Annotated in this window: 25 protein-coding genes and 1 riboswitch; of the genes, 16 read left to right on the top strand and 9 right to left on the bottom strand. The window is 37.4% G+C overall.

Annotation, left to right across the window (positions count from 1 at the left end; all coding sequences use genetic code 11):
• The first annotated feature begins 6 nt into the window (after window positions 1-6).
• Window positions 7-399 carry an NUDIX hydrolase gene (locus tag O7776_RS18925; RefSeq protein ID WP_274308461.1) on the top strand — a complete coding sequence of 131 codons (393 nt, stop codon included), beginning with the start codon at window positions 7-9 and terminating at the stop codon, window positions 397-399.
• A 29-nt stretch (window positions 400-428) separates the two neighbouring features.
• On the opposite strand, the gene O7776_RS18920 is transcribed toward O7776_RS18925, so the two are convergent.
• Window positions 429-830: a PH domain-containing protein gene (locus O7776_RS18920; protein ID WP_274308460.1), complete on the bottom strand. Its 402-nt coding sequence runs from the start codon at window positions 828-830 to the stop codon at window positions 429-431.
• A gap of 118 nt (window positions 831-948) precedes the next feature.
• On the opposite strand from O7776_RS18920, the gene O7776_RS18915 reads away from it, so the two are divergent.
• The 7 genes from O7776_RS18915 (at window position 949) to O7776_RS18885 (ending at window position 6,726) form a co-directional block, all read left to right on the top strand.
• Window positions 949-1,818 (top strand): M23 family metallopeptidase, encoded by an 870-nt coding sequence (locus O7776_RS18915; RefSeq protein WP_274308459.1) that lies wholly within the window; start codon window positions 949-951, stop codon window positions 1,816-1,818.
• A gap of 127 nt (window positions 1,819-1,945) precedes the next feature.
• On the top strand, window positions 1,946-2,092 hold the full coding sequence (locus tag O7776_RS18910) for a DUF3887 domain-containing protein (protein WP_337999447.1): 147 nt from the start codon (window positions 1,946-1,948) through the stop codon (window positions 2,090-2,092).
• 24 nt (window positions 2,093-2,116) lie between these two features.
• Window positions 2,117-2,575: a DUF1648 domain-containing protein gene (locus tag O7776_RS18905; RefSeq protein WP_274308457.1), complete on the top strand. Its 459-nt coding sequence runs from the start codon at window positions 2,117-2,119 to the stop codon at window positions 2,573-2,575.
• A 242-nt stretch (window positions 2,576-2,817) separates the two neighbouring features.
• Window positions 2,818-3,132, top strand: coding sequence for a PadR family transcriptional regulator (locus O7776_RS18900; protein WP_274308456.1), 315 nt, complete (start codon window positions 2,818-2,820; stop codon window positions 3,130-3,132).
• Window positions 3,133-3,134: 2 nt separating this feature from the next.
• Complete coding sequence (locus tag O7776_RS18895) at window positions 3,135-4,181, top strand: DUF4097 family beta strand repeat-containing protein (protein ID WP_274308455.1); 1,047 nt, start codon at window positions 3,135-3,137, stop codon at window positions 4,179-4,181.
• Between the two features lie 97 nt (window positions 4,182-4,278).
• On the top strand, window positions 4,279-4,635 hold the full coding sequence (locus O7776_RS18890; protein WP_274308454.1) for a hypothetical protein: 357 nt from the start codon (window positions 4,279-4,281) through the stop codon (window positions 4,633-4,635).
• 534 nt (window positions 4,636-5,169) lie between these two features.
• On the top strand, window positions 5,170-6,726 hold the full coding sequence (locus O7776_RS18885) for an NlpC/P60 family protein (protein ID WP_274308453.1): 1,557 nt from the start codon (window positions 5,170-5,172) through the stop codon (window positions 6,724-6,726).
• A 106-nt stretch (window positions 6,727-6,832) separates the two neighbouring features.
• On the opposite strand, the gene O7776_RS18880 is transcribed toward O7776_RS18885, so the two are convergent.
• The 4 genes from O7776_RS18880 to O7776_RS18865 are packed head-to-tail and all read right to left on the bottom strand — an operon-like array spanning window position 6,833 to window position 10,593.
• The gene (locus O7776_RS18880; protein ID WP_274308452.1) at window positions 6,833-8,035 is read right to left on the bottom strand and encodes a M20 family metallopeptidase; all 1,203 of its coding nucleotides are present in this window, start codon (window positions 8,033-8,035) and stop codon (window positions 6,833-6,835) included.
• Window positions 8,036-8,050: 15 nt separating this feature from the next.
• A complete protein-coding gene (locus tag O7776_RS18875; protein ID WP_274308451.1) occupies window positions 8,051-8,902 on the bottom strand; it encodes a MetQ/NlpA family ABC transporter substrate-binding protein in 852 nt (283 codons plus the stop codon).
• A gap of 13 nt (window positions 8,903-8,915) precedes the next feature.
• Window positions 8,916-9,578, bottom strand: coding sequence for a methionine ABC transporter permease (locus O7776_RS18870; RefSeq protein ID WP_274308450.1), 663 nt, complete (start codon window positions 9,576-9,578; stop codon window positions 8,916-8,918).
• The gene (locus O7776_RS18865; protein WP_274308449.1) at window positions 9,568-10,593 is read right to left on the bottom strand and encodes a methionine ABC transporter ATP-binding protein; all 1,026 of its coding nucleotides are present in this window, start codon (window positions 10,591-10,593) and stop codon (window positions 9,568-9,570) included. The genes O7776_RS18870 and O7776_RS18865 overlap by 11 nt, the downstream gene beginning before the upstream one ends.
• 114 nt (window positions 10,594-10,707) lie before the next feature.
• A riboswitch (SAM riboswitch) is annotated at window positions 10,708-10,809 on the bottom strand.
• Window positions 10,810-11,016: 207 nt separating this feature from the next.
• Here O7776_RS18865 and O7776_RS18860 point away from each other — a divergent pair.
• Window positions 11,017-11,418, top strand: coding sequence for a DUF948 domain-containing protein (locus O7776_RS18860; RefSeq protein ID WP_274308448.1), 402 nt, complete (start codon window positions 11,017-11,019; stop codon window positions 11,416-11,418).
• Window positions 11,419-11,586: 168 nt separating this feature from the next.
• On the opposite strand, the gene O7776_RS18855 is transcribed toward O7776_RS18860, so the two are convergent.
• Window positions 11,587-11,856 (bottom strand): GNAT family N-acetyltransferase, encoded by a 270-nt coding sequence (locus tag O7776_RS18855; RefSeq protein ID WP_274308447.1) that lies wholly within the window; start codon window positions 11,854-11,856, stop codon window positions 11,587-11,589.
• A 2-nt stretch (window positions 11,857-11,858) separates the two neighbouring features.
• Complete coding sequence (locus O7776_RS18850; RefSeq protein WP_274308446.1) at window positions 11,859-12,098, bottom strand: (4Fe-4S)-binding protein; 240 nt, start codon at window positions 12,096-12,098, stop codon at window positions 11,859-11,861.
• A gap of 450 nt (window positions 12,099-12,548) precedes the next feature.
• Between O7776_RS18850 and O7776_RS18845 the strand changes: the two genes are divergently transcribed.
• From O7776_RS18845 to O7776_RS18815, 7 genes are all read left to right on the top strand, one after another.
• Entirely contained in the window at window positions 12,549-12,671 is a 123-nt protein-coding gene (locus tag O7776_RS18845) for a hypothetical protein (protein ID WP_274308445.1), read from the top strand.
• A gap of 133 nt (window positions 12,672-12,804) precedes the next feature.
• A complete protein-coding gene (locus O7776_RS18840; protein WP_274308444.1) occupies window positions 12,805-12,927 on the top strand; it encodes a hypothetical protein in 123 nt (40 codons plus the stop codon).
• 793 nt (window positions 12,928-13,720) lie between these two features.
• On the top strand, window positions 13,721-14,284 hold the full coding sequence (gene ahpC / locus O7776_RS18835) for an alkyl hydroperoxide reductase subunit C (protein ID WP_241370884.1): 564 nt from the start codon (window positions 13,721-13,723) through the stop codon (window positions 14,282-14,284).
• A gap of 214 nt (window positions 14,285-14,498) precedes the next feature.
• Window positions 14,499-16,055 (top strand): alkyl hydroperoxide reductase subunit F, encoded by a 1,557-nt coding sequence (gene ahpF, locus O7776_RS18830; RefSeq protein ID WP_274308443.1) that lies wholly within the window; start codon window positions 14,499-14,501, stop codon window positions 16,053-16,055.
• 183 nt (window positions 16,056-16,238) lie between these two features.
• On the top strand, window positions 16,239-16,532 hold the full coding sequence (locus O7776_RS18825) for an RNA polymerase alpha subunit C-terminal domain-containing protein (RefSeq protein ID WP_274308442.1): 294 nt from the start codon (window positions 16,239-16,241) through the stop codon (window positions 16,530-16,532).
• A 217-nt stretch (window positions 16,533-16,749) separates the two neighbouring features.
• A complete protein-coding gene (locus tag O7776_RS18820) occupies window positions 16,750-17,331 on the top strand; it encodes a CueP family metal-binding protein (RefSeq protein WP_274308441.1) in 582 nt (193 codons plus the stop codon).
• A gap of 260 nt (window positions 17,332-17,591) precedes the next feature.
• Entirely contained in the window at window positions 17,592-19,793 is a 2,202-nt protein-coding gene (locus tag O7776_RS18815; protein ID WP_274308440.1) for an MMPL family transporter, read from the top strand.
• A 48-nt stretch (window positions 19,794-19,841) separates the two neighbouring features.
• Here O7776_RS18815 and O7776_RS18810 read toward each other — a convergent pair whose 3' ends face one another.
• Window positions 19,842-21,578 (bottom strand): ABC transporter ATP-binding protein, encoded by a 1,737-nt coding sequence (locus tag O7776_RS18810; protein ID WP_274308439.1) that lies wholly within the window; start codon window positions 21,576-21,578, stop codon window positions 19,842-19,844.
• Window positions 21,578-23,317: an ABC transporter ATP-binding protein gene (locus O7776_RS18805; RefSeq protein ID WP_274308438.1), complete on the bottom strand. Its 1,740-nt coding sequence runs from the start codon at window positions 23,315-23,317 to the stop codon at window positions 21,578-21,580. Before O7776_RS18805 ends, O7776_RS18810 begins: the two co-directional genes overlap by 1 nt.
• Window positions 23,318-23,775: the final 458 nt, after the last annotated feature.

Raw genomic sequence — 23,775 nt, 5'->3', positions numbered from 1 at the left:
AAGGTTATGACGGATCGTGGTGCGGTTGTTATTGTAGAAAATGATAAGGTTGCGTTAATTCGACGTGAAAAGGCGGGGCGTGTGTATTATGTATTTCCGGGCGGTAAGCAGGAAATAGGCGAAACGATTGAGCAATGTGCAAAGCGTGAAGCATTCGAAGAGCTCGGTGTAGAGGTTGAAATAGGAGAGCTCTTAACAACGGTGCCTTATAACGGAATACAACATTATTTTTGTGCAAAAATAACTGGTGGGCAATTTGGTACAGGTCAGGCAGAAGAATTTATGGAACCGGATAACGGTACATACTTACCAGTTTGGATAAAGGCAAGTGACTTATACGGAAAAAATGTTATTCCAGCTATAGTTGTTCAAGTCTTAAATATGAAGAAAGAAGGGTAATTATGAGTAATCGCAATTACCCTTTTTGGTTAATGGATAAGCTTAATAGTAGGGTTAATTTCTAGTAATTTTTTAACAAAGTTTTCTTTATCTTTTGGTGAAACAAGTGTCATCTGCATATCGGGGTCAAAGGTAATTTCAATACGGTCAATGGACATTGCTGGTGCAGAAAAAGGATTTTTTGATGGGCGCAAGCTATGAATTTTTGCGATATCAATATTTGTTTTTGTAATGCCACCATAGATGATTAGCTTATTGTCCTGAATGACATACTTGGTGCCAAAAAATAGTATAGCTAATAGAGCGATTATCGCAATTGTAACAACTAAGGAAATAATATCTGGCTCCGTAATGACCCCATAAATCATTAGGGTAGGGACGATAATAAACATTGCCGCCATCCAAATATCAATTTTTGATTTGAATACCATGAAAAGCCCACCTTAAATTACATTTTCTCTTAATAATTGTATATGGAAATAGTTATTTAATGAAACTTTCTCTATCTGCAACCGTAAATAAGTTAGAAAATGTATCTGGAGGGGTTATATGGAACCGGTTACCAATTTAAAACAGACAATGGGGCAACTATTTTTAGCACAGCAATTTGAAGAAGTATATCGTGTGACGACGACTGAGTTTCAGCATTACGTTACATACGATCAATTTTTAAATTTGGCGATACCGTTTGTCGAAGGGGTAGAGCAATTTCGATTAGAGCATGAAGCTAATTTGCCATATTCAAAACAAATGATTTGGCTAGATGATATGAAAACAAAGGCAATTGTTGTGGCATTCAACCCAGCAAATGAAATTGAAAGCTTATTTTTAACACCTTTTACGATTGATGAACAAGCGAATAAACGCTATACAAAAAATACATATCATTATCCATTTAAGGGGGAGTGGTTTGTGTTTTGGGGCGGCACAAATGAGCTAATTAACTATCATTACGCTTACGAATCTCAGCGCTTTGCCTATGATTTTGTAAAAGTTCAAGATGGTCTAACATATCACCAGACACCAGAGCGCAATGACATGTATTTCGCATATAATGAGGAGATTTTGGCGCCACTAGAAGGTACAGTAATTGAAGTAGTAGATGGCATTGTAGACAATATTCCAGGGCAAATGGATGAGCAAAATCCAGCTGGTAATTTTGTCATCATTGAGCATGCAAATAAAGAATATAGCTTACTTGCCCATTTAATACCGAGTTCGATTACAGTACGAGTTGGGCAGCATGTGAAAACAGGAGAGACAATTGGACGCTGTGGCAATTCGGGTAATTCGTCTGAAACACATTTACATTTTCAAGTGATGGATACGCCAAGCTTAGCGAGTTGTAAATCACTGCGTATTCGATTTAACAGTAAACAAGAGCCGCTGCAAGGAGATACGATTAAGAGTAAAATCTAGCAGCAGCCTAAAAAAACCGTTTTATAAAAAATAGTTAAGGTCGATTCTTTCGCAACGATTGCGGAGGTAATAACAGTAATTTTAAGGGCATTTCAGCAAATTTTAAAATAGTGTAAGTAGTTAAGGTTTGTTTGAAAAGGTGGAAAAATCTACGGTTGAAGAAAAGGACGGCATGAAAGTGGTTGTACTAGTTGCACAATATAGTAACGAAAAACGTGTATTTACCATAACATTTGACGACAAAGATAAAATCGCAGGTCTTTTCGTTCAATAATTTTATGAATGGAGCGAACATTAGATGAAGCTCTTTAGCAAAATTACACTCGCAGTATTTATAATTACAATCGTTTTTACAGCGATTCAATTTCCAAATTTACCGAGTGAGGTACCAAGTCATTATAACATTATGGGCGAGGCAGATGCGTGGGCGAATAAATGGTTTATTTTCTTTATACCATTTTTAGGAATAGGTTTGTGGTTGCTACTTGGACAGGTAGAGAAATTTCTGGAATTTATAAACATGCCGAATGACGGTGAGCCGTTAAACGCAGCGCAGCAACAAAATAGTATTTTCATGCTACATACTCTTCGTAATGAAGTATTACTATTTATGTCACTTTTAACGCTAAAAGAGGTGCTAACATCGATTGGTTATCCGATTAGCTTAGGGATTTGGGAGTTTGTTATTTTTATAGGTGTACTAACTGTCACACTTATTTGGTTTATCGTGAAAAATCAAAAGTTAAAGGCAGCATAAAAGGGAGTGTCCGAGAAGAATTTCTGGGACACTCCCTTTGCGCAGAGGATGGAGGCTAGCACGGCGACTGAAGTCTGCTCTATCAGGTAAGGTAGCGCGGCAATTTCCTCAAAGTAATCGAGTGTCTATACTTATTGCACGAATAGTTGTACATTTTATGCAATTATATTTTGCTTAGTACCTTGCAATGAATAGTACCATTTGATACACTATTGTTTATAGAATAATAGTGAGGTGAAGAAATGAATCCTCAATTTAAAAAAGGTGTACTGAATTTATGTGTATTAGCGCTTTTAGAAAAGAAAGATATGTATGGCTATGAGCTTGTTCAAGCCATCTCTTCTCAAATCGAAATTTCTGAAGGGGCAGTTTATCCATTACTGCGAAGACTCACAAATGAAGGCTTATTTACAACGTATTTAATGGAGTCAACAGAAGGGCCGCCGCGCAAATATTATCAAATTACAGAGCAAGGTATTGCACAGTTAAACAGCTTGAGAAAAGAATGGGAAAGCTTTATTGCAGGAGTAAATACATTAATTCAAGGGAGTAATTAAAAATGAATGAACAACAATTTTTAGATTTACTTGAAGGTCATTTACAAAAAATCAATTCACAAGAACGTGCAGATATTCGCCGTGATTTTGAGGAATACTTCGAAAACGGGCGAGCAGAGGGAAAAACAACCGAAGAAATCATTGAATCATTTGGCAATATGGATGAGTTAGCAAATGAACTACTTGCTTCATATGACGAAGAAGATTTTGTACAAGCCGTTTCGCTTCATAAAAATGACGCGCATATCCCCTATAGCAATGTAAAAATGGATATTGATAATGTTAAGATTTCAGTCATTGCAACCAATGAGAATGAAGCAATGTTAGAAGTGAAGGATAAGGAAAATTTAACAACAGCTACAATGACAATTGAAGAGGATATGCTTGTAGTGAAGGCTGTGCGTAAGGAAAAGGTTCGCCGATTTTTATTTATTACAATCATTAGTTCAGTCGGATCAGCTGAAATCATTGTACATTTACCGAAAAAACAATATGACAATATTCAAATTGCCAATAATAACGGGGCCATTAAAATTACGGATACATTTGCCAAACAATTTCAGCTACAGTCTGATAACGGTCGCATCATAACGAATGCAATTGAGGGAACAAAGCTAGACGCAAAATCAAGCAATGGCCGTATCATTTTGGAAAATACGACGATTGAATACGTAAAAGCAGCTACTCAAAATGGACGCATAGAAGTTGAAAATTGTAAAGGGCTACAATATGAAATTGAGTCGTATAACGGTCGCGTTGTATTGAAACAGGTAGAAGCCAAAGTGCAAGCACGCTCACATAACGGTCGCATTGAAGCCGATTTCCTAGTAGTGAAGCATCCATTACAATTTAAAACAGATAATGGTCGTATTGTTTTGACAACGGTGGGTAAGCTTCAGGATGTTGTAATTGAAGGGAAAACGAATTCAGATGTCGTGACCATTTATAACGAACAAGTAACGCACTATGAGCATGGATCAAAAGAAAATACGATTCAATTACAAACAAGAAACGGGAAAATTACTGTAGAAGAATTAGTTACCCGGTAACGAAAGTCAAACTATTGAAAAGCGTTGCAGAAATTAGAATTTCATCCGTATAATTCGTATAATGAAGCTAATGATGTTTTGAAATGGAGTAATTACAATGAATACATTTAGCTTTAAATTGTTTGGTGGCTATAAGGTACATCTAGATAAAACAGAAGTAATAGTCGATTATACCGGAGAAAAGTTTTGGTTCATCCAAAAAGCAAAGCCACGCACGAAAACACTAGCCTACAGTGATATATTACGTGTGGAATACAAAGAATCAGGTATGACATTCGGTTATGTGCGTTTTATTACAAAAGAAAACGAAGAGTTTTTAAGTAGCTCATACGTCGCACAGCATGACGAAAATGCGTTTATGGTGGAAAAAGATGAATTAACGAAATTAAACGATGTGTTAGACATCTTAAAAAAATACTGTAAAAAAATTGAATTTCTTCATATGAAAGCTTAGCGAATATGCTAGGCTTTTTTCTATGTAATAAACTTTTTAATGCATAGGTTGGGATCAATCGCTCATGAAAGGTTTGTTGGAAAAATTACGAAAGGGTTTTCGTCTTTTAATAGGATAGCATCGTTTATGTTATAGAGAGGGGGCGGAGGCGTTTTACAGAGGAAGGAACTCTTGTCGTTACGAGTGAAGGACCAGAACGCCCAATCTATTTAATAAGATTTTAATACATGATCAGGTGGATAGAGTGCGTATTAACTTTAAAATACTTAAAGGAGTTCCTACAATTTAGGGAGCTCCTTTTTTAGTAGCTTAAAAATCCATTCACTTGAAAAGCGATTCATAGCTCAATATGTCGTAATTTGTTTCACGTGAAAAATGTTTTTTGACATAAAATAAGATATATATTCAAAAAATTTATTGAATATGAATAAATTAACAATTATTCTATAAATTTATAGTGAAAGAGTATATATTTAATAGGGTTATAGAAAGATTATTAAGAAATGTTGTCGAAAAACAGATCGGGGTAGAGAGATGATTAAAAAAATAGTTTTGCAAATGCTTGTAATCACTATCGTACTTACAAGTGCCGTTTCAATTAGTCAGGCGCAAGTTTTTAATGATGTGCCGGACGATTCAAAATTAACAGAGGAATTAATGGTATTGAGTGATTATGGTGGAATAACTTTGACACCAAATAAAGCCTTTAGAGCAAATAATCCAATTACACGGTATGAAATGGCTGAAATTTTAATGCATACATTACAATTAGAACCAGAGTACAATAATATTCCTACCTATTCAGATATTGCTGCAAATGATGAGAGAATGCCAGTAATTGCTGCAATTTTTAATGCCCGCATTATGGTAGGTTATGATGGAAAATTTAATCCAGATGGAAAGGTAACTCGTGCGCAAGCTATTAAAATTTTAGCTCAAATTTATGGATTAACTGGTGAGGCATCACAAGAATATGTGGATATTCCGAAAAATCATAATGACTACAAAACGGTGCAAGCATTTATTGCAAATCAAATTTTTATTCCTGCCAAAAATGAAAAATTTAAACCGGATGTCAATATAACACGCGGAAGTTTTGTTTCGTATTTAGCTCGTATTATAGAGCCTGCTATACGTATAACCGAACCGGAACAGCCCGTATATGAAAGCTGTGCCATAGATACTGGTAAGAAGCGTTATGTAGTTGATGTGGCCGTAACAAACTTATGGCACCAATCGAATCAAGCGCGTGAATTGGACTATCCTTCAACGAAAAATCCAGTAGAAATGCAAAAGTGGATTTCTTCGTTATCATTGGCACAAAAGAAATGGTTAGTAGGAAAAACCGATACACAAGCTTTATATGGGGATGAAGTGTCGCTATTAGATACTAAAGGAAAGTGGCAACGTATTGCTGCTAAAGACCAATATGTACCGTATTTAAAGGCGGGTTATCCAGGTTGGGTTCCAGTTACGCATGTTGTTGCAACGACAAAAAATTATGATGACTGCTTAAAGGCGATCATTACTGCAAAGAAAACGACGTTATTAGATGATGAGACGAAAAAGAAGTTTTTAGAAATTAGTTATGCCACAATATTACCTGTAATAGAAGAAGATAATACATATTATTATGTAGAAACACCAAGTGACGGCATTAAGCTCTTAAAGAAAAGTGATGCCAAGTCATATCAAAAGTATAGTGATATTGCAAAACCAACTGCCGATACGATTATTAAAGAAGCAAAGCGCTTTTTAGATTTACCATACTTGTGGGCAGGCACGTCCTCTTGGGGTTATGATTGCTCGGGTATTTTATATGGTGTGTTCCGAACACATGGTATTATGATTCCGCGTGATTCGTTTTATCAGGCAACGGGAGGAAAAGCTGTAGCAAAGAAAGATTTAAAGCCAGGGGACCTCGTTTTTTTCGCTTATAACGGAGGAAAAGGGCAGGTATATCATGTAGGGCTCTATGTAGGGGATGGGAAAATGCTGCATGCCCCGCACTATGCTTCTAAAGTGAAAATTGAATCAATGAATCAAGGTGCGTATAAAAAGAATTACTCAGGTGCGCGTCGGTATTTATAGTAGAAAGGGGATTGTCTGAGACGTTATATTGGACAGTTCCTTCAATGTAATCCGTATACGAAAAAACATCAACTCACGCTATTTTTTGCGAGTTGATGTTTTTTAGTTATGCGTTTTTTTGTTCTAGTGCTTGCTGATGTGCAACCTTTGCTTCATCTAATAGTGATGGGTTTTGTAAAAATGTATAGCCTGTTTGAGCAAGAGCAATGGCACCTGTAATAAGTGCCTGGTAACCATGCTCTGAATTTGCTGCTTCACGGAATTCATTTGTATGTGCGATTAAATCATTTGGTCCAATTTTAATATAGCCGTGAGAAGTAGGGACTTCATAGCTAATATTTCCAGCATCTGTTGAGCCTGGAGAACGGTGACCACGTGGGTGAACATCTTCTCCAAGTGCTTCTAGCTTTTCGGCTAAAATACGATCAGTTACTTCGTTGACAACAAGGTCTTTTACTTCGTTTTGGAAGCGTTCGATTTTCACTGTAGCTCCAGTTGCAAGTGCCGCACCTTCAGCAATTTTTCGAATTTTATTTGAAACTTCTTCTGTTTTCGGCCAAGATGATGCACGAATGTAAAAGCGAGCTGATGCATATTCTGGTACGATATTCGGTGCGTCACCACCATGCGTAATAATACCATGAATGCGCACATCAGATGGCACATGCTGGCGTAGTGCGTTAATACCGTTAAATAATTGAATAACGGCATCTAGTGCATTAATTCCCTCTTCGGGTGAAGCTGATGCATGCGCGGCTTGTCCGTAAAAATGAAAATCAAGAGGATCAACGGCTAGCGATTCATTTGTCACACCTGTTTTTCCAGAAGGGTGTAGCATGAAGGCAAGGTCAACATCCTTTAAGTAACCGTGACTTACAAAGCTGCCTTTAGCACTCCCATTTGGACCGCCTTCTTCTGCAGGTGTACCAAGTACAATTACCTTACCACCAGTAGCAGATAATGTATCGGCTAATGCGATTGCAGCAGCAACACTTGTCACACCAATAATATTATGACCGCAAGCATGGCCTAAACCAGGTAAAGCGTCATATTCCGCTAAATAAGCAATTGTCGGACCAGGCTTGCCGCTATCTTTTTGTGCGTAAAAAGAAGTTTCATGACCAGCAACCGCGGTTGTTACATCAAAGTTTGCTTCTTCTAGAAGTGCTACAAGCTGTGCGCTTGCAAACACTTCTTCGTTTCCGATTTCCGGATTCGCGTGAATGGCCTTACTTGTAGAAATATATTTTTCGCTATTTTTTTGTACTGATTTTGCAATAATTGTTTCGTTATCAACTGTAACTGTCATGGAAATGCCCCCTTCTTATTTCGATTGCACCTTTAAGTCTTCGAAGGTTGTTTGTAGCTCTTCGTCTGTTAAGATTGTCATTAATGAACCGCCATTTGAATCCTCTTTAATAGCCTTTTCAATTTCTTCTGTATGGTATAGTTCGATAATTCTTTGGTACACTTCATTGTCTTTGTCTTCTGCACGTGCAGCGATAATGTTGACATACGGATAGATGCTTTCATCCTCAGCTAATTCGCGGTAGATAGGGTCTTCTCCAGGATTTAAGCCCGCTTGACCTGCAATGCCGTTGTTAATAATTGCGGCTACCACATCAGGTAATACTTGAGGTGTTTGCTGTGCTGTCATTGGGATAATGTCTAAATTTAATTTATTTGCTGTAATTTTAGTGGGATCACCGAATAATCCAAAGTCCTCAGCTAATTCAATGAAGCCTGCTGATTCAAGTAAGCGTAATGCACGTGCTTGGTTTGATGGATCATCTGGAATGGCAATTTTGTCGCCTTTTTTGATTTCGTTAATGTCTGTAATTTTTTCAGAATATAAACCAAGCGGCGCAAATACTGTAGAGCCAAGCGGAATTAATTCATTGCCACTTTCGTTAACATAGCTTGCAAGGAATGAAATATGTTGGAATGCATTTAAATCAACTTCACCTTGTGCTAATGCGTTGTTTGGTAATGTGTAATCAGCGAACTCTACAAGCTCGATTTCGATACCTTCTTTTTCTAATTTCTCTTCTAAAATGGGCCATTGTGCACCATCCGCACCGTTTACCCCGATTTTTACTACCTCGTTGTCGTCACCACAAGCTGCTAATGCAAAGGCTGATAAAGCTGTAACAGCTGTTAATAAGATTTTTTTCATAAGTTTTGAACTCCTATCGTCTTAAGATTTTTTTTGCTAAAGTATTGCCAAGCCATTGAGCGAGTTGAACTAAAATAATTAATATGACAACTGTGACGATCATGACGCTACCATCAAATCGTTGATAGCCATAAGTTATGGCGATATGACCTAAACCACCGCCGCCAACTGTACCTGCAATAGCTGAGAAATCGATTAAACTAATTGTGACAAATGTTAACCCTAAAATTAGAGGTCCTAAAGCTTCTGGTATTAATACCGTAAAGATAATTTGCAGCGGGCTAGCACCCATTGCTTTAGCAGCTTCAATTACGCCTGGATCAATGCTAATTAAATTTGTTTCTACAATACGGGCAATTCCAAATGCTGCTGCAATGGTCATTGGGAAAACCGCTGCGCTTGTACCAATTGTTGTGCCCATAACAATACGTGTAAGTGGGGAAATGGCTACTAAGAAAATTAAAAATGGAATTGGTCGCACAATATTAATTAATAGGTTGAGTAAGTTAAACGTTAGCTTACTTTCTAAAATATTGTTTTCTCGTGTTACGAATAGAAGTATTCCTATAGATATACCAAGAATTGAGCCGAAACCAAGCGTCAAAATTACCATATAAAGCGTTTCACCTGTTGCCTCAATAATTCTCGGCCAAAATGTACTCCAATCAACTTTCATGTAACTGTACCTCCTCTATTTCAACTTGCTGTGAAAGTTCGTCGATTACTTTCTTTACTTGAACATCATTTCCTTGGAACGAAATGAGTAGGTTACCGAATAATTTATTTTGTAACTCGCGTACCGAACCATAAATAATGTTGAATGGTACTTGATGTTTTTGCGTAATTTCGGATAGTAGAGGATTATGCGTGAGCGATCCTTTAAACAATACTCGGTATAAATGCTGTCCTCCTGATTTTTGCCACTCTTTTAAAATTTGCTCAGAAGGAATGTCCTGATGCACCGACTGAATAAAGCGCTGCGTTGTTGGATGTTGCGGTTGCGTAAAGACATCGTAAACATCGCCTTGCTCAATAACTCGTCCTTGCTCCATTACGGCTACTCGATTACAAATGGATTGAATGACATTCATTTCATGCGTAATTAATAAAACCGTAATGCCGAATTCTTCATTTACTCTTTTTAATAGCTTTAAAATATCAGCAGTTGTCTCTGGGTCAAGTGCTGAGGTTGCTTCATCACAGATTAGAATATCTGGATTTGTTGCAAGCGCACGAGCAATGCCAACACGCTGCTTTTGCCCACCGGATAGTTGTTCAGGATAGTCACGTGCTTTTTCAGATAAGCCAACAAACTTTAAAAGCTCTGCTGTGCGACGGTCGATTTCTGCTTTTTGTGTGCCCGCTAATTTCAGCGGATAGCCGATATTACCGGCAACCGTTCTTGACGTCATTAAGTTGAAATTTTGAAAGATCATCCCAATGCGACGACGTAATTGGCGTAAGTCTTTTTGAGATAGTGTTGCTAAATCGGTTCCTTGAATTTTTACGGAGCCAGTTGAAGGCGCTTCAAGTAAATTCACCAGGCGTAACAATGTACTTTTACCAGCTCCACTAAAACCGATAATCCCAAAAATATCACCTTGGTCAATGGTTAAATTGACATCGCGTACAGCATGAACTTCTCGATCTTTCGTTTTAAATACTTTTGATATATTTGAAAATTCAATCATTTCAAAACCCACCTTTACTATAAAATGCTCGATACGAAACCTTCTTGAGACAATAAAAAAACTTTCGCATCTAGAAAATAAGATACGAAAGTTGAATAGTTACCATTACTTTTGCTCTTATCTTCCAAGTGTATACTTGCAGGATTTGGCACAACGCTATGTATAGCTGCTGCCGAGACTTCAAAGGGCCTGTCCCTCCATCTCTCTTGATAAGAAAATATGTAGTTGTCATTTGCTATGAATCTTATAATAAATCCAAGTAAAACACTTGTCAATATATAAAATAAAAATTTCCGTTTTTCTGAAAAATACTAATAGCATACAACTCATGAATATGGTTAAAAATTTACTTATCGCTAGTGGGAAACTGGGTATATATAATAAAATAAATTAAAATAAAGAAAATGAGTAGGAGGCGTTAAGGTGAATAGTTGGCTATTAGCATCGGTAATCCTATTAATACTAGCTGTTGTTATTCTAATCGTGTGCATTATTGCAGTCATAATGCCAATAAAAAAAACAATGACGATTTTGCATGCACATTCGGAAGGTATTCAAAAGCAAATGAACGGCATTCAAACGCAAACAACGCTTTTGGCGACAACTGCGGAAAAAATGAAATATGATATTGAATACAAAATAGAGACTGTGCAAGGAGTTATACAATCCTTGAAAAATACAGGCGATGTGTTAAATGAAATTAGTGATTCATCACAGGCGTTAACTTCTAAAGTGATGCAAAAAGCGGCGGATGATCCAGTACGTCAAGCACAAGTTGAACAGTGGACAAATACTGCAATGGGTTATTTAAAACGTAATGGATAGGAAAAGCATACAGGATGAAGCGGTTAGTACCGAACATCCTGTATGCTGTTGTTGTTTATATGAGGCTTTCAATTGCATTTTCGATGTCTAACATGGAAGTATCCGGTTCAAAGCGATGAAAAGCCCGATGCTTAGAGTTTAGAATTCTTTCATCGGGCTTTAAATATATTATTTTAATACATCTCGATATTCTGGATTTTTATCGAATTGAGCCTTGGCAAATGGGCAGAGCGGCACAATCTTTTGATTATTGGCACGGACATGCTCGACAAAGGTTTTTACCATCTCTTGTCCAACACCGCGACCACGTGCTGCATCAGCTACAGCGGTGTGATCAATAATATAAAATTCATTATTGGATTTGACGAATGTCATTTCACCAAGCTCTTGACCATCTTCTGTTGTAACAACGCGTGCTTCTTCAATTAATGTTTGCAAAATTATTCCCCTTTTCGAATGTATTGTAAGGCACCAGATGGGCACCGGTCAATTAGAGCTGCGACTACATCTGTTGAAGCGGCATCAGCAATAATCCATGGCTTCCGTTTTGTGTCAAAAACATCATGATTGCCTTTTACGCAAATTCCTGAATGCTCACAGATGCCTGTTGAGAAAAATACGTCAATCTTTTCACCTGTGTATTTCCGATAGCCGTCATTTAGTAGTTGTTGTTCGTTCATGTTTATCATCCCCCCTATCTTTTTAGTATACACATTTTAACTTCATTAAGGGACAGTAAGACGTCCACTTCAACTGACAAGTGTCAGGATTAAGCTAAGTGTGCAATGAGAACTCCCCACCGAGCAAAGTTTCATTTTATACATACACCTAAAATATGAAGCTTTAAAAATCGTTTTGAACCGCTTTTCTTCTGTACTACAACAGTAGTTGCTCGCTTGTGGAATTTTTCTCTAATTTGCGTTTTATTCGTTGAAAATTCATGTGTCACAAAGTGTTCAAAGAAAGCGGTTTATTTTTGAACACATTGTGAAAAGCTAAATATATTACTTTCTTTTTCTAAAAATCGGAGTAGAATGAGAGTCAAGTAAGGTGTTATACAACAAGTTGCAAATGTCATTAGAGAATGAACAATTTTATTATATAGCTTTATAAAAAAGGAGAAATGAAACATGTGGGTAGTAACAGTATTTAACAATCAAAATGATATTCGTATGTTCGAATACACAACAAAAAATGAAGCAGCTTTACAATTAGCAAAATATACAAACGCCGTTTTATCATACACAAACTAATTTTTACTTGCTTTTGCGTGGGGTCAATCCCCCGGCGGCTGTCATAGGTTTTAAGCGACATTTTTTTGTAGGCTTGAAAAAAATCTCGACGTTATTACGTAAAGACGTAATTGATAAAAAGGAGCGAAAAAACATGTGGGTAGTAACAATTTTCAATAATCCAAACGATATTCGTATGTTCGAGTACACAACAAAAAATGAGGCTGCTAAAATGTTATCGAAGTACTCAAATGCTGTTTTATCATTTACAAACTAATCGGTATAAAAAAAAGCCAAAGTCGGGGAAATCGACTTTGGCTTTTTTAGGTTAGCTAGAGAAGGATAACTTTTCCGATGAACCCACATAAGAAAAATCATCATTAGTGGAGCATTTAAAAGCGGCAAATAGTGAGGAACTGTTTTCAATACATCAAGATGTTTCGGAATCCGTGCAACACCTTGATGTATTGCTCGATAAATTAGTGGATCAAACAGGTGAATTAGAAATATTATTTTAGCTTTTCTCAATTATTGAACAAAAATACACTTAAGCGAGAATCAAATAAAATAGCGTGAGAGTGAAAACCTCGTGTAGTAATAATGCGCTTTAAGCGGTGCTTCTGCGGTGGCCAGAAGGGAAGAACGAATGCTAAAACCGTCACATCCTATGACAAATCATTCACGAATAGCTTCGTGCTAGCCTCCATCCTCGGCGAAAAAGGAGTGTCCCAGAAATACTTCTAGGACACTCCTTTTTCTCATGTTTGGAAAAATGAACTTTGTCATGTAAAAATATTATTTTAGACAAAAATACAATGGATATATAGAAAAACAAAACGGATTTGTTAGAAAATAAATACATTAAGTAGTGATTTTGTGTTCTTTTGACATAAATCGGTTAAATCTAGATGGATAGCAAGAATGGTAATAATTGAAGAAGTGATTTTTAATTTCTAGAGCGAATAGGTTGACTAAATTTGGTTAATATAAGATAATCTAAACGGTAATAATAATTATTTTATAATAATTATAATGTTAATCATTTATATACATTTAAGGAGGAAATACACATGGCTTTAATCGGTAAAGAAATCGCACAATTCGCTGCAAAAGCGTTCCAAAAAGGTGAATTCATCGACGTAACTTCAGAAAACTTCAAAGGACAATGGTCAGTAGTTTGCTTCTACCCAGCAGACTTCACATTCGTTTGCCCAACGGAATTAGGTGACTTACAAAACGAATACGCTACATTAAAATCTTTAGGCGTTGAAGTATACTCAGTATCAACTGATACTCACTTCACACACAAAGCATGGCATGACACTTCTGATGTAATCGGTACAATTGAGTACATCATGATTGGTGACCCATCACACACAATTTCAAAAGCATTTGATGTGTTAAATGAAGAAGATGGCTTAGCAGAGCGCGGTACATTCATCATCGATCCAGATGGCGTTGTTCAAGCAGTAGAAATTAACGCTGGTGGTATCGGCCGTGATGCTTCAACTTTAGTTAACAAAATTAAAGCAGCTCAATACGTACGTAACAATCCAGGTGAAGTTTGCCCAGCTAAATGGCAAGAAGGCGGCGAAACGTTAACACCAAGCTTAGACTTAGTAGGTAAAATCTAACGGTTACTCGTTAATCAATAAAACTTTTATGGCGGCAAAAATTAACCTTAGTGGATTGATTTTTGTCGCTCTGTTTTTAATTAGGGAATTAAAATAGGTTGGCTCTCTGTTTATGAAATAATACAGGAAAGAGGTGAATTGTTTGCTGTGAGAGAGTGTATATGCGCTGTTTTTGGTAAAACAATAGTGCGTTATAGTCACAGCAACAAATGCTATGTTAGATAATCAAATTAAAGCGCAATTACAGCAGTATTTAACGATGCTTGAAGGCGATTTACTTATTAAAGTAAGTGTTGCCGACGATAAAACGTCCCAAGATATGTTAAACCTTGTAGAAGAATTAGAAAAAATGTCACCACGTATTACGGTGCAGCACGCGTTATTAGAACGTACGCCAAGTTTTAGTATTGACAAAGTAGGTGCCGAAGAGTCAGGGATTGTTTTCGCAGGTTTACCACTAGGGCATGAATTTACATCACTTGTGTTAGCGTTATTACAAGTTTCTGGTCGTGCACCGAAAGTAGATGCGGCAGTTGTAAAACGTATTCAAGCGATTAAACAGCCAATGAAATTCGAAACATACGTAAGCCTAACATGTCATAACTGTCCTGACGTTGTACAAGCATTAAACATTATGGCAGTGTTAAATCCTAACGTCTCCAATACAATGGTTGAAGGTGGCGCGTTCCAAGATGAAATTAAAGCACGCGACATTATGGCAGTACCAACCGTATTTTTAAACGGTGAAAACTTCGGTGGCGGTCGTATGGAGTTAGAGGAAATTTTAACGAAGCTTGGTGAAGTATCGGATGGTTCAGAGTTTGCTGATGTAGACCCATTTGACGTATTAGTTGTTGGTGGTGGTCCTGCTGGTGCTTCGGCTGCGATTTATTCGGCACGTAAAGGTATTCGTACAGGTATCGTAGCAGACCGATTCGGTGGTCAGGTGAATGATACGTTATCGATTGAAAACATTATCGGAACGAAGGCTACAGAAGGTCCAGCATTCGTATCAAGCTTAGAGGCGCACGTATTAGATTATGATATCGATGTACTGAAGTCTCAACGAGCAGCGAAAATCGAGAAAAAAGATTTCGTGGAAGTAACATTAGAAAACGGTGCGGTATTAAAAGGGAAAACAGTTATTCTTTCAACAGGTGCACGCTATCGTCAATTAGATGTACCAGGTGAAGAGCAATTTAAAAACAAAGGAGTTGCGTACTGTCCACACTGTGATGGGCCAATCTTCAAAGGCAAAAACGTGGCAGTAATCGGCGGTGGTAACTCTGGTGTTGAAGCGGCAATTGATTTAGCAGGTATCGTCAATCATGTAACACTAATTCAACGTGGCTCGGAATTAAAGGCGGATAAAGTACTACAAGAGCGTGTGCGTTCATTAAAAAATGTGACCGTTCTTACAAACGCATTAACTCAAGAAATTACAGGTACCGATAAAGTAAATGGTTTAACTTATATCGATAGCGTATCTGGAGAAGAAAAGCATATTGCGTTAGAAGGTGTGTTCATTCAAATTGGTTTATTACCAAATACAGAATTCCTTCAAGGTGCTGTAAACATGAATGGGCACGGTGAAATCATCGTTGATAAGCACGGTGCAACAAATATCCCAGGTGTGTTTGCAGCAGGAGATTGCACAGATACGGCTTACAAACAAATCGTCATTTCTATGGGTTCGGGTGCAACAGCTGCACTGGGCGCGTTTGATTATATGATTCGTAATGTAACCGACAACCATTTAGTAAAATCATAAACCAACGTCCGTTGTATGAATTTTTCGTACAGCGGATTTTTTAGTTGTTATGAAAGAACGCCAATACAGGAAAAGGCATCATTTCGCTTTTTCCATTCATGTAATGACAAGTAGTCATCGGTCGACAATGTATTGTACAATGCGCTACATTGAAAGAAGTAGTCATTTTAAGGAGGGTAAATTATGGTGAACCGCGAACGAACATTGCGCATTTGTCCAAAGGGGCATCGTTATTATAAAAGTACAGACTGTGGCACTTGCCCAAAATGTGAGCAGGAAAACAAGCCAACAGAAGGTTTCTTAGCACGACTATCATCGCCTGCTCGTAATGCATTACTACATGAAGGAATTACATCGCTTAAACAGCTTGCGGATTATAGTGAAAAAGAGATTTTAGCATTACATGGTGTAGGTCCTACTACGATGCCGATCTTAAAAACGGCATTAGAGGAAGAAAATTTACAATTTAAACGTTAATAAATAGCAGTAGTGAAAAGTAAATTTCTTTCATTGAGGATAACGAAAAATATAGATGAATCCAAATTTACATCTACAATTGAATAAAAAAAGCAACTAAATAGTAACGAAAGCCTATGGTAAAAAGGGCAATGCTTTTCAACCTTCCGATATTGTTCACAGCTATTTTATTTGTCTTCAATTACAATAAAAGTAAAAAAGATTGGAGTAAGATGAAATGAAGTTGAAATTAGTGGCAGTGAGTCTGTTAGCAGTAGCGGTATTAGCAGCATGTGGTGATGAACAACAAACAGAAAGTAAAGCAAATACCGAGCAACCGCAACAGGGCGAGCGGCAAGCTAAAACGACGGTGACACAGGGGCAAACCGATGATATTAAAGGGTTAATTGAAAACTATAGTTCAAATAAAACAACAAACGAAAAAGCATCGATTACGTCACAACAACTAATCGTGACAGATAAAGACGGGAACGAAACACATTATGCATTACCGACGGATGAGTTTTTCGTCTCAATTGCACCGTATTTTACAAATACACATCCTTGTAAAGACCACAGCTTAACAGGTTGCCAAGGAGAGCTTGTCGCAAAAGATATTGACGTTTTCATTGAAAATGAAAACGGTGAGGTTATTTTTGATGATACAGTAACAACATTAGAAAATGGTTTCATCGATTTATGGTTACCACGCAACGAAGCGTTTGTTATTGAAATGGTGCATGATGGAAAGAAAGTATCAGGTGAGATAACAACGTTTGATGAAGATGGGACATGTGTGACAACATTACAAATGATTTAAAACAAAAGGAATTGGAAGCGTTAAATCTCCAATTCCTTTTTTACTGCTTTAAAATATCACGATTCGAATAGGAGAATTTCGCTGAGAAATTTCTTACCTTTTTAGTGAAATTGTACATTCTCATGGAATTATTTCTATTGAAGAAGCATAAAGGAAATTGCTTGCCATATTTTTTTCTGTTTTTGTACAATATTTGTGTAGTGGTAGAGTATGGTAATTTTTATTTAATAATTAGTAACTCATGAAGGGGTTGAAAGGTTATGTCCAAGCATCCATTAGAAAAATGGGGAAGTTTGATGGGTGGGAAAAATACACGCTGGGTTGTTGTAGCATTATGGATTGTATTTGCAGTGGTATTAGCATTTATTTTCCCGCAAATTAACAATGTAGAAAACTATGCTGGTGAAGAAATTCCGGAAACGTATACATCAGTTCAAGCTGGCAAAATCATCGAGGAGCAATTTGCTTCAGATAGTGGGATTCCGCTACTGATTACATGGTATAACGAATCTGGTTTAACAGAACAAGACTTATCAAATATTCAAGGGCTTTATAAGGAATTAGCACAAAACCCATTACCAGGGCAAGAAACGATTCCGCCATTCCATGAAATGCCCGTGCAGGCGTTAATGGGTATACTATCAGAAAATAGCGCTGCGCTAGTAACACCGATTTTCTTCTCAGCGGACGAAACGACGGAAGTATTAAAAGAAAATTTACAAGTGTTAACTGAAAAAACAGAAGCGCAATTTGGTGATAATCCATACGAAAATAAGTTAGAAGATGAAGGCTTACATGCACGCTTCTCAGGTCCAGTTGGGATTTCGGTAGATGCAACAGACCTTTTTAAATCGGCTGATGTACAGTTAATGATTGCAACAGTCATCATTATTTTAGTCATCTTACTTGTTATCTATCGTTCGCCAATTTTAGCGATCATTCCATTAGTTGTTGTAGGAATTGCCTTTTTAGTCGTAAGTCCATTACTTGGGGTAATGGCTGAAAATGGCTTGATTGATAAGGATGCACAAGCAGTATCGATTATGATTGTACTATTATTCGGTGCTGGGACAGATTATTGTTTATTTTTAATCACGCGTTATCGTGACAAATTGTTAATAGAGGAAAATAAATTTATAGCACTTGCACAGGCAGTTCGTGAATCAACAGGTGCCATTGTTATGAGTGGTTTAACCGTTGTTATCGGTTTGGCTACATTAGGGTTGGCAGATTATGGTGCATTCCAGCGCTTTGCTGTCCCATTTAGTTTTGGGGTACTTATTACCGGTTTTGCAGTTGTGACACTATTACCAGCCACTCTTGGCATTTTGGGGCGCACGGCTTTTTGGCCATTTGTTCCTCGTACAGAGGTAGCAGAAAAGGCACAAGCGGAAAAGAAAAATAAATCGCTAAAAGCTCGAAAAGAAAATCACCGTTTTATGCGTGCAGTAGGGGAAATTGTAACGGCAAAACCGTGGTTAGTTATCGTAGTTGCGGGTGCAATTTTAATCGGATTAGCATTTACCTCAACGAATATAAAATACAATTACGATTTAATTTCTTCATTCCCAGAAGATATGCAATCACGTGAAGGCTTTAAAATTATCGAAGAAAACTTCACAGCAGGCGAATTAGCACCGGTTCAGTTATTAGTTGATACACAAGGTACGGAGCTGAATATTCAACAGCAAATAGCAGATTTACCTTACGTTGGATTAGTAAAGGATGTGCGTACAGGTTCAAAAAATGCCGAGATTCAACTATATGAAATTGAATTAAACAAAGATCCGTATTCTAATGCCGCGATGGATGACGTCGAGCAAATGAAAACGGACATAAAATCGATTTTAGGAGATCATAATTTAACGGATAGTGATTTTTGGATTGGTGGCGAAACAAGCGCACAGTTAGACAAAAAGGTTGTACAGCTTGGTGATGAAAAGCTCATTCAGCCAGTCATGATTATTATTATTTTCGTTGTATTATTAGTATATTTACGTGCGGTTATTACATCGATTCAATTGATGATTACAGTCGTGATTTCATTCTTCTCGGCACTTGGCGCGGGCTGGTTAATTATTCATTATGGTTTAGGACATGAGGCGATGGCAAGCGCGATACCGTTATACAGCTTCGTATTTATTATTGCGCTTGGAAATGACTATAATATTTTCATGATTTCAGATATTTGGAAAAATCGGAAGCGCGGTGTTGCACATAAAAAAGCAATTAGTGAGGGGATTGCGTCAACAGGTGCAGTTATTACATCGGCAGGATTAATTTTAGCAGGCACGTTTTTAGTATTGGCATCATTACCGATTCAGTTGTTAGTACAGTTTGGTATCGTAACAGCGGTTGGTATCTTACTAGATACATTTGTTGTTCGTCCACTTTTAGTACCAGCACTTATTACAGTGTTTGGGAAATGGTCGTATTGGCCGAATAAAAAGCTACAAAAATAATAAAAGGCGTATGGAGTCTTCATTTGAAGGTTCCATACGCTTTTTGTTTTATGAAGTGAGTGCACCTGATTGTAATCGGTACATTAGCTCATATTTACCACCTAGGGCAACGAGTTCATCGTGATTTCCTTGTTCAACAATTTCACCACGGTCTAATACTAAAATTTTGTCGGCATTTTTAATTGTTGATAAGCGGTGCGCGATGATGAACGTTGTACGTCCTTTTTTTAATACGTCCATCGCGTGTTGAATAATTTCCTCTGTTTCGGAGTCAATATTCGAAGTTGCTTCATCTAAAATTAAAATTGCTGGGTCAAACGCTAATGCACGTGCAAATGAAATGAGCTGACGCTGCCCTGAAGAAAGTGTACTGCCTTTTTCAATAACAGGCTCATCTATACCTTTTTCAAATTTTGATAATACACGCTCACCACCAACAGCCTCTAACGCTTTTTCCACCATTTCACGTGAGATACGTTCGTCATTCAAGCTAATGTTCGATGCGATTGTCCCTGTAAATAAATATGGGTCTTGTAATACGATGCCCATATGCTCACGAATCGCTTGGCGCGGCAGCTTTGTAATGTCCTGCCCATCAATAACGATCCGTCCTTTTTGTGGATCATAGAATCGGAATAATAAGTTCATAATCGAACTTTTTCCTGAACCTGTATGACCTACAAGTGCAATCGTTTCACCTTGTTTTGCTTCAAATTGAATGTTTTTTAATACGTACTCATCGTTTTTGTAAGCAAATGATACGTTATCGAATACAACATTTCCTTTATAGCGCTCAATGTGTTGTAAGCTTACTGTTTCGCCTTTTTGGTCGAGTAGCTCAAATACACGAGATCCGGCAACAAGTGAACGTTCTAATTGAGAGAACTGGTTGACCATGTTCGTAATCGGATTGAATAAACGTGTGATGTAATCAACGAATGCGTATAGAGTACCGGCTGATACAGCTTCTGGTAAAGTCATAGATTGTGTACCGAAGTAGTAGACAAATACAGCAAACATAGACAGTCGTAAAATATTGACTAAGTTATGACTTGTCGCAGAATCTAAAATTAATAGTTTGCGATTGTATGCATAATGTTCGTCATTCATTTCATCGAATTCAACCTTCATTTGATCTTCGCGACGGAATGCTTGGATGATTGTCATACCGTTAATCGATTCGTTAATCATTGCGTTAATATCTGCAATTTTTGTACGAATAACATGATTGTATTGCGATGCGTATTTACGATATAAAATCATCCATATATAGACAATTGGAATTAGCAGCAGTGCAAATAATGCCATTTTCCAATTTAAAATGAATAATGCAATATATACCCCTGCAATCGTAATAAGACTATTGGCAAATTGAGAAAGTACGGTTACGTAAAGGTTGCGAATGGCTTCGGTATCGTTCGTTACACGAGCAACAACTTTCCCGGCTGGTAAGTTATCGAAGTATTCAATTGGAAGCTTTTGAATATGTCCGAACACATCTTTACGTAGTTGTTGAATGACGTGGTTCGCACCGCGCTGTAAGAAAATATTCATCGCATAGCGGAACACGGCTGTTAACACAGAAAGTAGGAAGAAAATCGCTAGTAAAATAACGATTGGTTTCGCTTCGATGCTTCCTGGTGTCATGTAATGGTCAATAATATACTTAGCGATAAATGGTCCGGCGATATCCGTTGCAACCGCAAGTGTTAGTAAGAATAATCCGATGAAAATCGGCTTTTTAAATTTTAATGCGTAGTTGTAAAGTCTTTTTGAAGTGCTCATTATTCCACCTCCTCAAGCTGCTGGCGGTCGAATTGTTCTTTATACCAACCACCTAATTGAAGAAGCTCTTCATGTGTACCACGTTCTACAATCAGTCCATCGTCAAGCACGATAATTTCATCGGCATGTTGAATTCCGGATAAGCGATGTGTAGAAATAATGGTCGTTTTTCCAGCACGCTCTGTTTGAATGTTTTCGATAATTTTTGATTCGGTTTTCGCGTCTACCGCTGATAACGAATCATCTAAAATTAAAATTTCTGGGTCTTTAATTAGGGCACGTGCAATGGATACACGCTGCTTTTGCCCACCTGATAATGAAACGCCTTTTTCACCAACAAGTGTTTCTATGCCAAGTGGTAAATTTGTTAAGTCTTTTTCGAAGTCTGCTAAACGAATCGCTTCATTAATATCAGCCCTCGTTGCATCTTCTTTACCGAATAGAATGTTTTCACGAATCGTACGTGAGAATAACACGTGATCTTGTGGCACATAGCCAATCCAGTCTAAAATTTGCTCTTTGTTCATATTTGATAAATCTGTATCGTTAATCACGATGTGCCCGTCACCAAGCGGATATTCACGCAGTAGCTGGCGGATGAATGTCGTTTTTCCAGCACCTGTTTTTCCGACGATTCCAAGCGTTTGCCCTTTTTGTAAATTAAGAGAAATTTGCTGTAAGTTTTTCGCTTGAGATAAAGGATATTGGAATGTGAATTCAGAGAATCCAATAGAGTTTGGTGTTGCGTAAGCTGTTGCAGCTAATGGGTTTTTTACATCTGCCTCGTAATCTAGTGTATCTTGTACACGGTCTAGAGAAGCACTCCCTTGTTGCATAACGTTAATTAATTCCCCAATCGCAAACATAGGCCAAATTGCTAAGCCTAAATAAACATTAAACGATACAAGCTGACCGACTGTTAATTGCCCATTGGAAACAAGTACAGCACCATAACCGAGTGCGATCACATAACAAATCCCAGTACCGATTTTTGTGATTGGCATGAAAAGACCGTTAATGTAAGCAACGCGCATATTTTTCGCGAAAATATTTTCGCTCATATCACTGAAGCGCTGTTCGTCTTTTGTTTCTTGAACATAGGCACGAATAACACGTGTACCAGCAACTGATTCAAGTACGCTATCATTCATTTCGCCAAATGCCTCTTGTGCAGTCATATAGCGCTCATGAACAATTTTACCTAGATATTGAATGATGATTGCCATGATTGGAATTGGAAGCATTGCAAAAAATGTTAGCTTCCATGAAATGAAGAAGCCCATCGCTAAAATAATGAGTGCCATATAGACAGTTGAATCGATTAACGTCATAATCCCAAAACCAGCTGTTAATGTAACGGAATTTAAATCATTTGTTGCTTTGGCCATTAAATCACCAGTACGGTTTTTTTCGTAAAACGTTGGAGTCATTTGTAAAAATTGATGCATTAATTTTTTACGTAAAATTCGGTCCAAGGCAATAGAGCCACCAAATAGCTGATATTGCCATACAAAGTTCAGCGAATAGCTCGCCACTGCTGCAATTAGCGTGAACCCTACATATTTGAATAGTTGTGTATTATCCATTTCACCATTTGTCATCGTGTCGATTGCTTCACCTAAAATCCAAGGTGGCAAGATTTCGACAACGCTCGCTATCATTAGTAAAGTAATCGCGAGGGTGTATTGCTTGCGGTATTCTTTAAAAAACCATTTCAGTTTGACAAATACATTAAACATGGTCTGTGTACCTTCTTTCTTTAAAGTTTGTTAAGTAGCTACCCATCATCGTAGAGATCCTGTCTTAATAGTTTTCGTTGCATGAAAATCATCATACAAAGCCCTCCTCAAGAATTTTTCCACTAAATTTGTGCCGTTTTTGTCTGTTATACAAACAAAAAAGACACCTATCCGATTTTTCGAAAAGGTGTCAAAACGAAAAAGGGCACAGGTATGACCGTACCTGCGCCTTTTATATACGTCCGAATGAACATTTAAAACAAAGGTTTAAGGTAGGCTTGTATGATATTGTGTTATTTGTGTGTGGTTTTACAATTGGGTTCATCATAGCCATAGCCTCCTTTACATGTTTTAAATTATTTAGTGTTCCTTAATATTAGTGTAGTGAATAATCATTGTCAATATTTTTAGAAAATATTTTATTTTCTATCTTGGATATTAACTGGTAAATATTGTGA

This window comes from Solibacillus daqui, from assembly GCF_028747805.1.
GTDB classification, from domain to species: domain Bacteria; phylum Bacillota; class Bacilli; order Bacillales_A; family Planococcaceae; genus Solibacillus; species Solibacillus daqui.
Note: the sequence above shows the minus strand (reverse complement) of the source record. Positions and strands in the feature narration are given on the sequence as shown.

Excerpts from the sequence above, each read along its gene's own strand:
- O7776_RS18820 (WP_274308441.1), top strand. The coding sequence starts at position 16,750 with ATGAAGTTGAAATTAGTGGCAGTGAGTCTGTTAGCAGTAGCGGTATTA.
- O7776_RS18890 (WP_274308454.1), top strand. The coding sequence starts at position 4,279 with ATGAATACATTTAGCTTTAAATTGTTTGGTGGCTATAAGGTACATCTA.
- O7776_RS18925 (WP_274308461.1), top strand. The coding sequence starts at position 7 with ATGACGGATCGTGGTGCGGTTGTTATTGTAGAAAATGATAAGGTTGCG.
- O7776_RS18880 (WP_274308452.1), bottom strand. The coding sequence starts at position 8,035 with ATGACAGTTACAGTTGATAACGAAACAATTATTGCAAAATCAGTACAA.
- O7776_RS18905 (WP_274308457.1), top strand. The coding sequence starts at position 2,117 with ATGAAGCTCTTTAGCAAAATTACACTCGCAGTATTTATAATTACAATC.
- O7776_RS18805 (WP_274308438.1), bottom strand. The coding sequence starts at position 23,317 with ATGTTTAATGTATTTGTCAAACTGAAATGGTTTTTTAAAGAATACCGC.
- O7776_RS18920 (WP_274308460.1), bottom strand. The coding sequence starts at position 830 with ATGGTATTCAAATCAAAAATTGATATTTGGATGGCGGCAATGTTTATT.
- O7776_RS18850 (WP_274308446.1), bottom strand. The coding sequence starts at position 12,098 with ATGAACGAACAACAACTACTAAATGACGGCTATCGGAAATACACAGGT.
- ahpF (WP_274308443.1), top strand. The coding sequence starts at position 14,499 with ATGTTAGATAATCAAATTAAAGCGCAATTACAGCAGTATTTAACGATG.
- O7776_RS18840 (WP_274308444.1), top strand. The coding sequence starts at position 12,805 with ATGTGGGTAGTAACAATTTTCAATAATCCAAACGATATTCGTATGTTC.
- O7776_RS18900 (WP_274308456.1), top strand. The coding sequence starts at position 2,818 with ATGAATCCTCAATTTAAAAAAGGTGTACTGAATTTATGTGTATTAGCG.
- O7776_RS18865 (WP_274308449.1), bottom strand. The coding sequence starts at position 10,593 with ATGATTGAATTTTCAAATATATCAAAAGTATTTAAAACGAAAGATCGA.
- O7776_RS18845 (WP_274308445.1), top strand. The coding sequence starts at position 12,549 with ATGTGGGTAGTAACAGTATTTAACAATCAAAATGATATTCGTATGTTC.
- O7776_RS18870 (WP_274308450.1), bottom strand. The coding sequence starts at position 9,578 with ATGAAAGTTGATTGGAGTACATTTTGGCCGAGAATTATTGAGGCAACA.
- O7776_RS18815 (WP_274308440.1), top strand. The coding sequence starts at position 17,592 with ATGTCCAAGCATCCATTAGAAAAATGGGGAAGTTTGATGGGTGGGAAA.
- ahpC (WP_241370884.1), top strand. The coding sequence starts at position 13,721 with ATGGCTTTAATCGGTAAAGAAATCGCACAATTCGCTGCAAAAGCGTTC.
- O7776_RS18885 (WP_274308453.1), top strand. The coding sequence starts at position 5,170 with ATGATTAAAAAAATAGTTTTGCAAATGCTTGTAATCACTATCGTACTT.
- O7776_RS18810 (WP_274308439.1), bottom strand. The coding sequence starts at position 21,578 with ATGAGCACTTCAAAAAGACTTTACAACTACGCATTAAAATTTAAAAAG.
- O7776_RS18825 (WP_274308442.1), top strand. The coding sequence starts at position 16,239 with ATGGTGAACCGCGAACGAACATTGCGCATTTGTCCAAAGGGGCATCGT.
- O7776_RS18895 (WP_274308455.1), top strand. The coding sequence starts at position 3,135 with ATGAATGAACAACAATTTTTAGATTTACTTGAAGGTCATTTACAAAAA.
- O7776_RS18875 (WP_274308451.1), bottom strand. The coding sequence starts at position 8,902 with ATGAAAAAAATCTTATTAACAGCTGTTACAGCTTTATCAGCCTTTGCA.
- O7776_RS18915 (WP_274308459.1), top strand. The coding sequence starts at position 949 with ATGGAACCGGTTACCAATTTAAAACAGACAATGGGGCAACTATTTTTA.